The sequence below is a fragment of the Streptomyces sp. NPDC058145 genome, assembly GCF_042884245.1.
Taxonomy (GTDB): domain Bacteria; phylum Actinomycetota; class Actinomycetes; order Streptomycetales; family Streptomycetaceae; genus Streptomyces.
Window position 1 is genome coordinate 295,775 of the sequence record NZ_JBHVUH010000006.1, and the last position, 13,979, is coordinate 309,753.

The 13,979-nt window shown below is 72.3% G+C and carries 13 protein-coding genes; 7 read left to right on the forward strand and 6 right to left on the reverse strand.

Features of this window, described 5'->3' with window-relative positions; translation table 11 throughout:
• Positions 1-73: 73 nt before the first annotated feature.
• From ACFVVO_RS16065 to ACFVVO_RS16075, 3 genes are all read right to left on the reverse strand, one after another.
• A complete protein-coding gene (locus ACFVVO_RS16065) occupies positions 74-313 on the reverse strand; it encodes a heavy-metal-associated domain-containing protein (protein WP_390055316.1) in 240 nt (79 codons plus the stop codon).
• A gap of 75 nt (positions 314-388) precedes the next feature.
• Complete coding sequence (locus tag ACFVVO_RS16070) at positions 389-1,336, reverse strand: PrsW family intramembrane metalloprotease (protein WP_390055318.1); 948 nt, start codon at positions 1,334-1,336, stop codon at positions 389-391.
• 88 nt (positions 1,337-1,424) lie between these two features.
• Positions 1,425-2,063: a TetR/AcrR family transcriptional regulator gene (locus tag ACFVVO_RS16075; RefSeq protein ID WP_390055320.1), complete on the reverse strand. Its 639-nt coding sequence runs from the start codon at positions 2,061-2,063 to the stop codon at positions 1,425-1,427.
• A 160-nt stretch (positions 2,064-2,223) separates the two neighbouring features.
• Between ACFVVO_RS16075 and ACFVVO_RS16080 the strand changes: the two genes are divergently transcribed.
• Both ACFVVO_RS16080 and ACFVVO_RS16085 read left to right on the forward strand, forming a co-directional pair.
• Positions 2,224-4,455: an MMPL family transporter gene (locus ACFVVO_RS16080; RefSeq protein WP_390055322.1), complete on the forward strand. Its 2,232-nt coding sequence runs from the start codon at positions 2,224-2,226 to the stop codon at positions 4,453-4,455.
• Between the two features lie 49 nt (positions 4,456-4,504).
• Positions 4,505-5,548, forward strand: a complete 1,044-nt coding sequence (locus tag ACFVVO_RS16085; RefSeq protein WP_390055324.1) for a zinc-dependent alcohol dehydrogenase family protein — start codon at positions 4,505-4,507, stop codon at positions 5,546-5,548.
• Here ACFVVO_RS16085 and ACFVVO_RS16090 read toward each other — a convergent pair.
• From ACFVVO_RS16090 to ACFVVO_RS16100, 3 genes are all read right to left on the reverse strand, one after another.
• Positions 5,529-6,092, reverse strand: coding sequence for a GNAT family N-acetyltransferase (locus ACFVVO_RS16090; protein WP_390055326.1), 564 nt, complete (start codon positions 6,090-6,092; stop codon positions 5,529-5,531). The genes ACFVVO_RS16085 and ACFVVO_RS16090 overlap by 20 nt on opposite strands.
• A gap of 51 nt (positions 6,093-6,143) precedes the next feature.
• On the reverse strand, positions 6,144-6,344 hold the full coding sequence (locus tag ACFVVO_RS16095) for a helix-turn-helix transcriptional regulator (protein ID WP_390055328.1): 201 nt from the start codon (positions 6,342-6,344) through the stop codon (positions 6,144-6,146).
• Positions 6,345-6,628: 284 nt separating this feature from the next.
• The gene (locus ACFVVO_RS16100) at positions 6,629-7,543 is read right to left on the reverse strand and encodes a sugar phosphate isomerase/epimerase family protein (protein WP_390055330.1); all 915 of its coding nucleotides are present in this window, start codon (positions 7,541-7,543) and stop codon (positions 6,629-6,631) included.
• A 145-nt stretch (positions 7,544-7,688) separates the two neighbouring features.
• Between ACFVVO_RS16100 and iolC the strand changes: the two genes are divergently transcribed.
• From iolC to mmsA, 5 genes are read left to right on the forward strand one after another with little or no spacing between them, the layout of a single operon-like run.
• Complete coding sequence (gene iolC, locus ACFVVO_RS16105; RefSeq protein ID WP_390055332.1) at positions 7,689-8,654, forward strand: 5-dehydro-2-deoxygluconokinase; 966 nt, start codon at positions 7,689-7,691, stop codon at positions 8,652-8,654.
• Between the two features lie 11 nt (positions 8,655-8,665).
• Positions 8,666-9,598, forward strand: coding sequence for a deoxyribose-phosphate aldolase (locus tag ACFVVO_RS16110; protein WP_390055334.1), 933 nt, complete (start codon positions 8,666-8,668; stop codon positions 9,596-9,598).
• Positions 9,599-9,606: 8 nt separating this feature from the next.
• Entirely contained in the window at positions 9,607-10,431 is an 825-nt protein-coding gene (gene iolB / locus ACFVVO_RS16115) for a 5-deoxy-glucuronate isomerase (protein ID WP_390055336.1), read from the forward strand.
• On the forward strand, positions 10,428-12,305 hold the full coding sequence (gene iolD / locus ACFVVO_RS16120; protein ID WP_390055338.1) for a 3D-(3,5/4)-trihydroxycyclohexane-1,2-dione acylhydrolase (decyclizing): 1,878 nt from the start codon (positions 10,428-10,430) through the stop codon (positions 12,303-12,305). Before iolB ends, iolD begins: the two co-directional genes overlap by 4 nt.
• 15 nt (positions 12,306-12,320) lie before the next feature.
• Positions 12,321-13,823, forward strand: coding sequence for a CoA-acylating methylmalonate-semialdehyde dehydrogenase (mmsA, locus tag ACFVVO_RS16125; protein ID WP_390055340.1), 1,503 nt, complete (start codon positions 12,321-12,323; stop codon positions 13,821-13,823).
• Positions 13,824-13,979 lie beyond the last annotated feature (156 nt).

A 13,979-nucleotide genomic window follows, 5' to 3' on the forward strand; every position in this document is an offset into this window, starting at 1 on the left:
ACATCGGACCGGGCCGTACGGATCCAGTATCAGCTGGTCGGAAACGGCCCGGTCGGGGAAGGGAGGGTGCTTCTCAGGCCTGGCCGGCGAGCTCGAAGCCGGCCTCGTCCACGGCGGCGCGGACGGCCTCGTCGTCGAGCGGGGCCGCGGAGACGACGGTCACCTCGCCGGCGGACGCGACGGCCTTCACCGAGCTGACGCCGGGGATCTGGGAGATCTCGCCGGAGACGGATCCCTCGCAGTGGCCACAGCTCATGCCCGTCACCTTGTAGACGGTGGTGACGGAGCCCGAAGTGTCGGTCTGGGCGGTCATGTCGTTACTCCTCGTCGAAGCAGGTGGGGCCGGTGGGGCTCACGGTGGTGTCCCCATGCTCGGCACACTATACCCCTAGGGGGTATTTCTCCAAGCATCTCCGGGGGTCAGCGACCACACCCAGGCGACGCCGAGCAGGGCCACGAGTACCAGGCCTCCCGCCGAGAGCAACGTGAACAGGTGCTCCTGTCCGGCGCCGGTCCGCGGGAGGTAGGGCTGTCCGAACGGCCCCGGGACGGCTTCGGTGCCGTACACCCGTGTCACCAGCCGGCCGGCGACACCGCGCGTGGCGTCCCACGCAGCGTGCAGCACGCAGACGCCGAGCCAGGTGCCGACCACCGGCGCGGCGAGGCGGAAGCGCCCGTTCGGGCGGCGCTGGGACAGCAGCGCGGCACCCGCGATCGCGGTCCACAGCCCGTGTCCGAGCGGGGCGAGCAGCTCGCGCGGGAACTCCGTCTCCAGCACCACCCGCAGATCGGCGGCGTCGGAGAGGAGTGCCGCGTCGAAGGCGTAGGCGCAGCTCTCCACCGCCGCGAAACCGAGGCCGACGGCCGCGCCGAGCACCAGCCCGGCCCGCGCCCCGCGGAGGCCCGGCTGCCGGCGCAGCGCGAACACCAGCGCGCCGAGCTTCGCCGCCTCCTCGACCAGGGCGACACCGGTGAACCGCTCCAGGGAGGGGTGGAGCAGATACGACTCCATCAGCATGGCGCCGGGCACCCCGAGCGCGCCGCCGGCCAGGAAGCAGCCGAGGACCGCGCTGACGCCCAGGTCACGGCCGTGCCGCTCGTACGCCCACAGCACGAAGACGACGGGAACCAGGAAGCCGCCCAGCAGGACGAGTGCGGGCAGCGGTGCGATGCCGCGCGTCGAGTACGTCACCACCCCGGTCAGCGCCCACAGGGCGAGCCCGCCTTTCAGGCAGCGCCGCCACAGGCCCGCACCGATGCGGGGGAACGGCGGTGGCGGCTGCTGCGGGCCGGGGATGCGGGCCCGGGGCCTGCGGGGCGGCGGGGAGTGGGTCACGTGGGTCCCCCTCGGACTGCTGCGGGGTGATTTCATCCGCACCCTATGCAGGTGCGCCTTTTGTCGCAGTCCGGGTGACCCTGTGGGGTCAGGCGCGGCCGAGCCGGTCGCCCACCAGGGGTTCGAGGTAGCGGACGAGCACGTTCTTGACCTCCTGGACGTAGGCCGCGCGCTCGGCTCCCTCGTGGGCCAGCACCAGCTCCAGGCCGGCCTTGTAGATGCCGAGGCAGACGTGCGCCGTGCGGGTGAGGTCGGCCGGTGGGGCCTCGGGCAGCAGCGAGGCGAGCAGGCCCTCGACGCGGCCGATCAGGGTCGCGTGCAGCTGGTCGTGCGCCTCCGTGATCCCGCCGGGCAGGTCGGGGCCGTGCATCAGTGCGAAGAACACCGGGTGCTCGGTGTTGAAGGCCATGAACCGATCCACGGCCGAGCCGATGGCCTCCTCCAGCGGGGTGGCGGGATCGACCGGGGCCAGCGCCTCACCGTAGGTCTCCCGCATCTCGTGCATCAGGCGGTCGCCCAGCTCGATCGCGATCGCTTCCTTGTTCGGGAAGAACTGGTAGAGCGTGCCCGGCGAGACGCCCGCCTCGCGGGCGATGGCGTTGGTGCTGGCGGCGGTGTAGCCGGTGGTGCAGAAGACCTGGGCGGCGGCCTGGAGGAGCTGGGCGATACGGCGTTCGCCGCGTGCCTGACGGCGGCGCGGCTGCTCGTTCTCCGAGGTGTCGGACACGCGTTATCCCCAGCCCTTCGAAGGCGATTGACAAACGCGAGTGGTCGCTCGCATTCTTGTGAAACGCGAGCGATCTCTCGTGTTTGCCAGTTTATGGCAATGACCGACCCATGCCGCCTGCCTGCACGGACATGGGTCACGGTGAAGGGGACACCGCACGATGACCGAAGTCAACAAGGCGCCGCGCACCGGGGACGGACCTCCCCGGGCCGGCGGCTGGACGCGTTTCGTCACCGCCCGCCCGCGCCTGTCGCTGCTGGTGGCCCTGGTGCTGACCGCGCTCGCCGTGCTGGCCGGCAGCGGGGTCGCGGACCATCTGGGCAGCGGCGGCTGGGAGGACCCGGCCGCGGAGTCGACGTACGCGACCAAGGCCCTGGAGCGCGCGTTCCCCGGCTCCCAGCCCAATCTGCTGCTCCTGGTCGACGCCGGCCGCGGCTCCGTCGACGACCCGTCGGTCGCCGCCGAGGCCCGCGGCCTGGCCGAGCGGCTGGCCGGGGAGCGGGGCGTGACCGGCGTCGGCTCCTACTGGCAGGCCGGTCCCTCGACGGCGCCCGGCCTGCGCGCCAAGGACGGCCATGAGGCGCTGATCGCCGCCCGCATCACCGGCGACGAGAACGCCATGGGCCGCACGCTGGACCGCATAGCGCCCCACTACCGGGGCGCGCACGGCCCGGTGCGGGTGCAGGTCGGCGGCATCGTCGCCGTCCGGCACGAGATGCAGACCATCATCAAGGAGGACCTGACCCGGGCCGAGATGATCGCCCTGCCGATCACACTGGTGCTCCTGGTGATGGTCTTCGGCAGCGCCGTCGCGGCCCTGCTGCCCCTGGGCATCGGCATCGTGGCGATCCTCGGCACGAACGCGGTGCTGGGCGGCCTGACCACCTTCACCGACGTCTCGGTCTTCGCGCTCAACCTCACCACGGCCCTCGGCCTCGGCCTCGCCATCGACTACGCCCTCTTCATCGTCCGCCGCTACCGGGAGGAACTGTCCGCCGGGGCCGACCCCTTGGCGGCGGTCGGCACGACACTGCGCACGGCCGGCAGGACGGTGCTGTTCTCCGCCCTCACCGTCGCGGTCTCCCTGGCCGCCATGATGCTCTTCCCGCAGTACTTCCTGCGGTCCTTCGCCTACGCCGGCATCGCCGTGGTCCTGCTGGCCGCCGCTGCCGCCCTGATCCTGCTCCCGGCGGCCCTGATCCTGCTCGGCCACCGGGTCAACTCCCTCGACCTGCGGCGCCTGTTCCGCCGCGGCCGGGAGACCACCGGCTCCGGCATGGAGGCGACGGGCAACACAGGGTGGACGCGCACCGCCACGCTGGTGATGCGCCGCGCCCCGCTCTTCGCGCTCGGCACCAGCGCCCTGCTCGTCGTCCTCGGACTGCCCTTCCTCAACGTGAAGTTCGGCACCGCTGACGACCGCCAACTGCCCTCGGGCGCCGAGTCCCACGTGGTGCAGCAGCACCTCCGCGACGGTTTCCCGGGCACCCCCGGCGGCGGCATCGAAGTCCTCGCCGAGGGCGGGGCCACCAAAGCCCAGTACGCCGCCTACAGGCAGCGGGTCGCTGCCCTGCCCGAGGTCGCCCGCGTCGACGGCCCCCTGATCAAGGGCGATACGGGCTACTTCACCGTCCAGCCGAAGGGTGAGGCCGTCGACACCGGGGCCCAGCGCCTCGTCGACGACCTGCGCTCGCTGAAGGCCCCCTTCGACACCAAGGTGACCGGCACGGCCGCCGTCCTGGTCGACTCCAAGCACGCGATAGGCGAACGCCTGCCCTGGGCGGGAGCGTTCATCGTGGTCGTCACCCTGCTGCTGGTCTTCCTGCTCACCGGGAGCGTGCTGATACCCCTGCAGGCCGTGGTGCTCAACGCGCTCAGCCTGACGGCGATGTTCGGCGCGGTGGTCTGGGTCTTCCAGGACGGCCACCTGTCCGGCGCGCTCGGCTTCACCAGTCCAGGCTCCATCGAGACCACCCTGCCCGTCCTGATGTTCTGCGTGGCCTTCGGGCTCTCCATGGACTACGGCGTGTTCCTGCTCTCCCGCATCAAGGAGGAGTACGACCGCAGCGGGGACCACAACGAGGCGGTCCGTCACGGGCTGCAGCGCACCGGCGGACTGATCACCGCGGCGGCGGTCATCCTCGCCGTGGTGATGGTCGCCATCGGGACCTCCCGCGTGACCAACACCAAGATGCTGGGCCTCGGCATCGCGCTCGCGGTCCTGATGGACGCGATGGTCGTCCGCAGCCTGCTGGTCCCGGCGATCATGCGGCTCACCGGCCGCGCCACCTGGTGGGCCCCCGCCCCGCTGCGCCGCTTCCACCGGCGGTTCGGGCTCAGCGAGGGCGAGGCATCCGCGCCCGCGCCGGAGAAGGAGACGGCGGGGGTGTGATCCGACGGCGGGGTGTGGGGCGGCGTGACCGCGTGCGAAGGTGGGCCGCATGAGAGCGGTGGTGTTCGAGAAGTACGGGGAGCCGGCCGAGGTGCGGGAGGTGCCGGACCCGGAGCCGGCCGAGCACGGGGTCGTGGTGCGGGTCGAGGCGACGGGGCTGTGCCGCAGCGACTGGCACGGCTGGATGGGCCACGATCCGGACATCACCCTGCCGCACGTCCCCGGGCACGAACTCGCCGGCGTCGTCGAGGCGGTGGGCGCCCGGGTGACCGGCCGGCGGCCCGGCGACCGGGTCACCGTCCCCTTCGTCTGCGCCTGCGGAAGTTGCCCGTCCTGCGCGGCCGGCGACCAGCAGGTGTGCGAGCGCCAGACCCAGCCCGGCTTCCACCACTGGGGGTCCTTCGCCCAGTACGTGGCTCTCGACCATGCCGATGTGAACCTGGTCGCGATCCCGGACTCGATGGGGTACGGCACCGCCGCCGCCCTCGGCTGCCGCTTCGCCACCGCCTTCCGCGCGGTGGTGCGGCAGGGCCGGTTGGCGGCGGGGGAGTGGGTCGCGGTGCACGGCTGCGGCGGGGTCGGGCTGTCGGCGGTGATGATCGCGGTCGCCGCGGGGGCCCGGGTGGTCGCGGTGGACGTCTCGCCCCGGGCGCTCGAACTGGCCCGGACGTTCGGCGCGGCCGGGACGGTGGACGCCGCCGCCGTACCGGACACGGCGGCGGCCGTGCGGGAGCTGACCGGCGGCGGCGCCCATCTCTCCCTGGACGCCCTCGGCTCACCCGTCACCTGCGCCGCTTCCATCGGCTCCCTGCGCCGCCGTGGCCGGCACGTCCAGGTGGGCCTGCTGCCCTCGGCCGACGGCACCACCCCGGTCCCGCTGGCCCGAGCCATCGCCCTGGAACTCGAGATCCTCGGCAGCCACGGCATGCCCGCCCACGCCTATCCCGGGATGCTGGAGCTGGTCGGCTCCGGGGCGCTGCGCCCCGATCTGCTGGTGACGCGGACGATCCCGCTGGACGAGGCCCCGGCCGCCCTCGCCGCCATGGGGACGGCACCGGGGGCGGGCGTGACCGTCATCGAGCCGTGGCGCTGAGCGCGGCCCACTCACGGTCCAGGATCGCCATGATCACCTCGTCGGCCCACTCGCCGCCGCGCACCTGCACCTCCCGCCGTACCCCCTCGACCACGAAGCCGGCCTTCTCGTAGACGCGCAGGGCCCGGTGGTTGAAGGCCCAGGCGGCCAGCTCGATGCGGTGCAGGCCGAGCGACTCGAAGCCGTGGGCGACGATCAGCCGGGTCGCCTCGGTGCCGATACCGCGGCCGCGGCCCCGGGGACCGACGAGGGTGCGGAAGGTGCAGCCGCGGGCGGCCGCGTCGTACTCGTACAGCACGACCTCGCCCAGGACCTCACCGGTCTCCGGATCGGTGACGGCCAGGTCGAGGCGGTCGGGGGCGGTGGCCCGGGAGCCGTACCAGGTACGCAGCCGCTCCGGGGTCAGTTCGGTGGACGGCTCGAAGGTGAAGCGGACGACCTCGGGGTCGGCGACGATCGCCCCCATGACATCGGCGTCGGCCGCGGTGAACGGCCGCAGAACGGTCCTGCGGCCGGTCAGAACGGGTTTGACGGAGAAACTCATGGGGCGACTGTGCCCCACGCGGCGGGTGAGGCACAGGTGATTTTCCGGCGCTCAGTCCACTCTGCGGCTCCGGTTGCCCGGCCGGGAGGCGACCCAGGCGCGGACGGTGTCGGCGTACCAGTAGGGCTTGCCGGCCTCCACCTGGTCCGGCGGCGGCAGCAGGCCGTGCTTGCGGTAGGACCGCACGGTGTCCGGCTGCACCCTGATGTGCGCCGCGATCTCCTTGTAGGACCAGAGCCTTCGGTCGGTCATGCGTCGTACCTCCCCGCGCGCGCCGCGGCGTGGCCGGGGGACGGCCGTCGGGGGAGCCGGGCGGTGCGCTGGTGATCACCAAGCCTGTGCCCGGTGAACGACACCGAGGGGCGGCGGGCAAGCGGCTGTTGGCCGGGTGTGACCGAGAACCCGCATAGGTGCGACATCTGTGACATGAAGGGGGAGTTTGTGACACGGCCGCAGCAAAGTGGCGCGTGACGGCGCCGGTTCGGGCGACGAGGGGCGCGAGGAGGGACGAGGTGACGACCGCGACGGGATGGCGCTCAGGCTCCGCAGGACCTCAGGAACGCCCGGGTGCGGCGGGCGATCGGCAGCGGCTTGTCCGGGTCGCACGGGTACATGTCCTGCTCGACGATCGCGAACAGGTCGGTGTCCAGCCGTCCGGCGGCCTCCAGTACCGGACCGAGTGCGGGGACCCCGGACGGCGGTTCGCACATCACGCCCTGGGCGACCGCGGGGCCGAACGGAGTGCCCTTGGCCCGCACGCCGGCGAGGATCTCCGGGTCCACCTGCTTGAGATGCAGATAGCCGATCCGTTCGCCGTAGGCCTCGATCAGCTTGACGCTGTCGCCGCCGCAGTACGCGTAGTGCCCGGTGTCCAGGCACAGCGACACCAGACCCGGGTCGGTGCCGTCGAGGAACCGGGTGACGTTCTCCTCGGTGTCGATGTGCGTGTCGGCGTGCGGGTGGACCACGACCGTGAGGCCGTACCGCTCCCGCACCTCGCGCCCCAGCCGTTCGGTCAGCGAGGTCAGGTCGCGCCACTGCCCGGCGGTCAGCGTGTCGGGCTCCAGCACCTCGCCCGTCCGGTCGTCCCGCCAGAAGGACGGGATGACGACCAGGTGGCGGGCGCCCATGGCCTGGGTCAGGGCGGCGATGCCGGCGACGTGTTCCCAGGTCTTCTCCCAGACGGCGGCGCCGTGGTGCAGGCCGGTGAAGACCGTGCCGGCCGACACCTTCAGGCCCCGGCGGCCGGTCTCCTCGGCGAGCACCGCGGGATCGGTCGGCAGATAGCCGTAGGGGCCCAGCTCGATCCACTCGTAGCCCGAGCCGGCGACCTCGTCGAGGAACCGCTGCCAGGGCACCTGCCGCGGGTCGTCCGGGAACCACACACCCCAGGAGTCGGGCGCCGAACCGATCCGGATGCGGGAAAGTGAGGAGGGCGACAAGGACGTCATGGCCGCCAGCCTGCGGGCGCCCGGAAAGCGGTGTCAAGCTGTCGTCCGAATGTCCGGACAAAAGATTGACAGGGTTCGTCTGACAGGACTAGAAAGCCCGGGAAGAGATACGCGGGGTGAACCGGACAGCGCGGAAGGGAAGCCGATGGCGTACGACCTGATCACCATGGGGCGGATCGGAGTGGATCTCTACCCGCTGCAGACCGGCGTCCCACTCGCCCAGGTGTCGGCCTTCGGCAAGTTCCTCGGCGGATCGGCGACCAACGTCGCGGTCGCCGCCGCCCGGCTCGGCCGCCGGACGGCCGTGATCACCCGCACCGGCGACGACCCGTTCGGCACCTATCTGCACGAGGCCCTGCGCGGCTTCGGCGTCGACGACCGCTGGGTCACCCCGGTCCCCGGACTGCCCACGCCGGTCACGTTCTGCGAGGTCTTCCCGCCGGACGACTTCCCCCTCTACTTCTACCGCCGGCCCAAGGCGCCCGACCTGGAGATCGACGTCGGCGACCTGGACCTGGACGCCATCGCCGCCGCCCGGGTCTTCTGGGTCACCGGCACCGGCCTGAGCGAGGAGCCGAGCCGTACGGCGACCCTCACGGCCCTCGCCCACCGGGCCCGGTCCGGTACGACGGTCTTCGACCTCGACTGGCGCCCCGTTCTCTGGAACAGCACGGCCTGGACCGACCCCGACGAGGCCCGGCCCTTCTATGCCGAGGCGCTGCGGCACACCACGGTCGCCGTCGGCAACCTGGACGAGGTGGAGATCGCGACCGGCGTCCGCGAACCCCATGCGGCAGCCCGCGCCCTGCTGGCCGCGGGGGCCGAGATCGCCGTGGTCAAACAGGGGCCCAAGGGCGTCCTCGCCGTCGACCGGACCGGCGAGTGCGCCGAGGTCCCGCCCCTCCCGGTCACCGTCCTCAACGGACTCGGCGCCGGGGACGCCTTCGGCGGCTCCCTCTGCCACGGTCTGCTGGCGGGCTGGGACCTGGAGACGACCATGCGGTACGCCAACGCGGCCGGCGCCATCGTCGCCTCCCGCCTGGAGTGCTCCTCCGCGATGCCGACCCCCGGCGAGGTGGCCGCCGCGCTCGAGGCCGGAGCGGTCCTGTGAGGGCGGGCCGCGTGGCGGGGACGCACACCGAGGGCGGGTCGGGGACCCGGCTGCCGCCCGTCGACGTCTCCGAACTGGTCCGCGTCCGCATCCACCACCCCGAAGCCGTCGCCGAGGCCGCCGCCCGCCGCGTCCGGCGCCCGCTGCTGGGTACGAGCGACCGCCTGATGATCGTCGCCGCCGACCATCCGGCCCGTGGCGTGCTCGGCGTGGGCGACCGCCCTCTCGCCATGGCCAACCGCGCCGACCTGCTCCGGCGCCTGTGCCTCGCGCTGTCCAGGCCCGGAGTCGACGGCGTCCTCGCGACCGCCGACATACTGGACGACCTGCTGCTGCTCGGCGCCCTCGACCACAAGGTCGTCCTCGGCTCGATGAACCGCGGCGGACTGCAGGGCGCCGGCTTCGAACTGGACGACCGCTTCACCGGTCACCGCCCCGAGGACATCCAGCGTCTCGGCTTCGACGCCGGCAAGCTGCTGCTGCGCATCGACTACGCCGACCCCGGTTCCCTCACCACCCTGGAGTCCGCCGCCCGCGTCATCGACGACATGGCCGCCCGCCGGCTCCCGGTGTTCGTGGAGCCGTTCATCACCAGCCGCACCCCCGAGGGGCGGCTGGTCAACGACCTGTCCGCCGACGCCGTCACCAGGTCCATCGCCATCGCCTCCGGCCTCGGCGGCTCCTCGGCCTACACCTGGCTGAAGGTGCCGGTCACCGAGAACCCCGACGACATGGCCCGGGTCATGGAGACCTCGACCCTGCCGGCCGTACTCCTCGGCGGTGACGTCGGCGACTCCCCCGGGGAGCAGGTCGCCGCCTACGAGAAGTGGCGCGGCGCCCTCCAACTGCCCACCGTGCGCGGCCTGGTGGTGGGCCGTTCGCTGCTGTACCCGGCGGACGGCGATGTGGCCGCCGCCGTGGACACCGCCACCGGACTGCTGTGAGGGGCCGCATGACCAGCACCGACCTGCACCTGCCCCGGGGAGCCACCGCGAACGGCGGGTACACCGTCGACATCGGCCCCGGGCGCGCCGGATGGGAGTACAGCGGCCTGCGTGTCGTGGAGCTGACACCCGGCGGCAGCCATACGTTCACCACCGGGGGCAGTGAATGGATCGTGCTTCCGTTGCAAGGCGGATGTACGGTGCGAATCGAGGAAGACGAGTTCCAACTCCTGGGGCGGGAAAGCGTGTTCACCGGGGTCTCCGACTTCGTGTACGCGCCCCGCGACGCCCGGGTCCAGATCGCCTCCGGCGCGGGAGGCCGCTTCGCCCTGGCAGGAGCGAAGTGCGAGCGACGACTCCCCGCCCGCTACGGCTCCGCGCCGGAGGTCCCCGTCGAACACCGCGGCAGCGGCACCTGCGCCCGCCAGGTGCGCAACTTCGCGGCGGCCGACACCTTCGACTGCGACCGGCTGATCGCCGTGGAGGTCGTCACCCCCGGCGGCAACTGGTCCTCCTACCCGTCGCACAAGCACGACGAGCACCGGCCGGGCGAGGAGTCGCGGCTGGAGGAGATCTACTACTTCGAGATCGACGGCCCGAACGGTTTCGGCTACCAGCGCGTGTTCCCCTCGCGAGAGGGCGGCTCCGACGTCCTCGCCGAGGTCCGCTCCGGCGACGCCGTCCTCGTCCCCGACGGATGGCACGGCCCGTCGATCGCCCAGCCCGGCCACGACATGTACTACCTCAACGTCATGGCGGGACCCGGCGAGACGCGGGAGTGGCGGATCCGCTTCCATCCCGACCAAGCAGAGAGCACAGGGGGCTACCGATGACCATCCGGCTGACCGTCGCCCAGGCACTCGTCCGCTTCCTCGCCGCCCAGCACACCGAACGCGACGGCGAGCGGCGGCGGCTGATCGGCGCCACCTGGGGCATCTTCGGGCACGGCAACGTCGCCGGGCTCGGCCAGGCGCTGGTCGAGTACGCCGAGGTCATGCCGTACCACCAGGGCCGCAACGAGCAGGCCATGGTGCACGCTGCGGTCGGCTACGCCCGCCAGTCCAACCGTCTGTCCACCCACGCCGTCACGACCTCCATCGGCCCCGGCGCCACCAATCTGGTCACCGGCGCCGCCCTCGCCACCGTCAACCACCTCCCGGTCCTGCTCCTCCCCGGCGACGTCTTCGCCGCCCGCCCCGCCGACCCGGTCCTGCAGCAGCTCGAGGTGCCGTACGCGGGCGACGTCTCGGTCAACGACACCCTGCGCCCGGTGTCGCGTTACTTCGACCGGATCACCCGGCCCGAGCAGCTGATCCCGGGCGCGCTGCAGGCCATGCGGGTCCTCACCGACCCGGTGGAGACCGGCGCGGTCACCCTCGCCCTGCCGCAGGACGTGCAGGCCGAGGCGTACGACTGGCCCGAGGAGTTCTTCGCCGAGCGCGTGTGGGTGGTACGGCGTCCCGGCGCGGACCCGACCGAGCTGGCCGAGGCGGTCCGGGCCGTCCGCCGGGCGCGCAGACCGCTCGTCGTCGCGGGCGGCGGCGTCCACCACAGCCGCGCCGAGGAGGCCCTCGCGGAGTTCGCGGCGGCCACCCGCATACCGGTCGCCTCCACCCAGGCCGGCAAGGGCTCCCTGCGCCACGACCACCCGCAGGACGTCGGAGGCGTCGGCCACACCGGCACCGCCACCGCCGACGAACTGGCCCGCACCGCGGACCTCGTCATCGGCGTCGGGACCCGGTACACCGACTTCACCACCGCCTCCGGCACCCTCTTCGAGAACCCGGACGTGCGCTTCCTGAACCTCAACATCGCGCCCTTCGACGGCCACAAGCTCGCCGGGCTCCCGCTGGTCGCGGACGCCCGCAGCGGCCTGGGCGAACTGACCGAGGCGCTGGTGATGCACGGCCACCGGGTCGCCGGTTCCTACGTCACCGAGTACACCGAGGACAAGGAGCGCTGGGAGCAGCGCGTGGACGCCTGCTTCGAGGCCGACGAGCCCGACGTACGGCCCACCCAGCCGCAGGTCATCGGCGCTCTCGACGCCCTGGCCGACGAGTCCGACATCATCGTGGGCGCGGCCGGCTCGCTCCCCGGCGACCTGCACAAGCTGTGGCGGACCAGGTCCCGGGACCAGTACCACCTGGAGTACGGCTACTCCTGCATGGGGTACGAGATCCCGGCCGCGATCGGCGTCAAGCTCGCCGCGCCCGGGCGGAGCGTGTGGGCGCTGGTCGGTGACGGCACGTATCTGATGATGCCGACGGAGATCGTGACCGCCGTCCAGGAGGGCGTCGCGATCAAGGTCCTGTTGGTGCAGAACCACGGGTACGCCTCGATCGGCGGCCTGTCGGAGTCGGTGGGCGGCGAGCGCTTCGGCACCGCCTACCGCCACCGCGCGGCCGACGGCACCTTCACCGGCGCCCCGCTGCCGGTGGACCTCGCCGCCAACGCGGCCAGCCTCGGCATGCGGGTGCTGCGCGCGCGGACGGTCCGGGACCTGCGGGCGGCACTCGCCGAGGCGCGCGCGGCCGACACTCCCACATGTGTCTACGTGGAGACCGAAACGTCCGACACTGTGTCGGGCGCGCCTCCGGCGCAGGCCTGGTGGGATGTTCCTGTGGCCGAGACCGCGACCCGATCGTCCGCGGTCAAGGCACGTGAGCTGTACGAACGGCACGTCTCGACCCGACGCCGCCATCTGTAGAAGGAGTCTCTGGGCATGACGAAGATCGTCAACCACTGGATCGGCGGCAAGACCGCCGAAGGCGCGTCGGGCACGTACGGGCCGGTCACGGACCCGGCGACCGGCGCGGTCACCACGAAGGTCGCGTTCGCGTCCGTCGAGGAGGTGGACGCGGCGGTCGCCGCCGCCAAGGACGCCTACACGACCTGGAGCCAGTCCTCGCTGGCCCAGCGGACCAACATCCTCTTCAAGTTCCGGGCGCTGCTCGACGCGCACCGGGACGAGATCGCCGAGCTGATCACCGCCGAGCACGGGAAGGTGCACTCGGACGCCGTCGGCGAGGTGGCGCGCGGCCTGGAGATCGTCGACCTGGCCTGCGGCATCAGCGTGCAGCTGAAGGGCGAGCTGTCCACGCAGGTGGCGAGCCGGGTGGACGTGTCGTCGATCCGGCAGCCGCTGGGTGTCGTCGCGGGCATCACCCCGTTCAACTTCCCGGCGATGGTCCCGATGTGGATGTTCCCGATCGCCATCGCCTGCGGCAACACGTTCGTGCTGAAGCCGAGCGAGAAGGACCCGTCCGCGGCGGTCAGGCTCGCCGAGCTGCTCGCCGAGGCCGGACTGCCCGACGGCGTCTTCAACGTCGTGCACGGTGACAAGGTGGCCGTGGACCGGCTGCTGGAGCACCCGGACGTCAAGGCCGTCTCCTTCGTCGGCTCGACCCCGATCGCCCGCTACATCCACACCACGGCCTCCGCGGGCGGCAAGCGGGTGCAGGCCCTCGGCGGCGCGAAGAACCACATGCTGGTCCTGCCGGACGCCGACCTGGACGCGGCCGCCGACGCGGCGGTCTCGGCGGCCTACGGCTCGGCCGGCGAGCGCTGCATGGCGATCTCCGCGGTCGTGGCGGTCGGCGCGATCGGCGACGAGCTGGTGGAGAAGATCCGCGAGCGGGCCGAGAAGATCAAGATCGGCCCCGGCAACGACCCGGCGTCCGAGATGGGCCCGCTGATCACCGCCGCCCACCGTGACAAGGTCGCCTCCTACGTGAAGGGCGCCGCGGACGAGGGCTGCGAAGTGGTGCTGGACGGCACCGGCCACACCGTGGAGGGCTTCGAGGACGGTCACTGGCTCGGCATCTCGCTGCTCGACAGGGTCCCGACCACCGCCGGCGCCTACCAGGACGAGATCTTCGGCCCGGTGCTGTGCGTGCTGCGCGCCGAGACGTACGAGGAGGGCGTGGCCCTCATCAACGCCTCGCCGTTCGGCAACGGCACCGCCATCTTCACCCGGGACGGCGGTGCGGCCCGCCGCTTCCAGCTGGAGGTCGAGGCCGGCATGGTCGGCGTCAACGTCCCGATCCCGGTCCCCGTCGGCTACCACTCCTTCGGCGGCTGGAAGGACTCGCTCTTCGGCGACCACCACATCTACGGCAACGACGGCACGCACTTCTACACCCGCGGCAAGGTCGTCACCACCCGGTGGCCGGACCCGGCGGACGCCCCGGCGGGCGTCGACCTGGGCTTCCCGCGCAACCACTGAGAACGCCCCGTCGGGCCGTCCGGATACCGGACGGCCCGACATTTTTTTGCCGTGGTACCTGCGGTTCCCGTTTTCGCGGATGAAACGGGCAAGCCATGAGAGATCTGCCGCTCACCTTCGAAAGCAAGGTCATCGATCCACTTGGCTTACTGAATG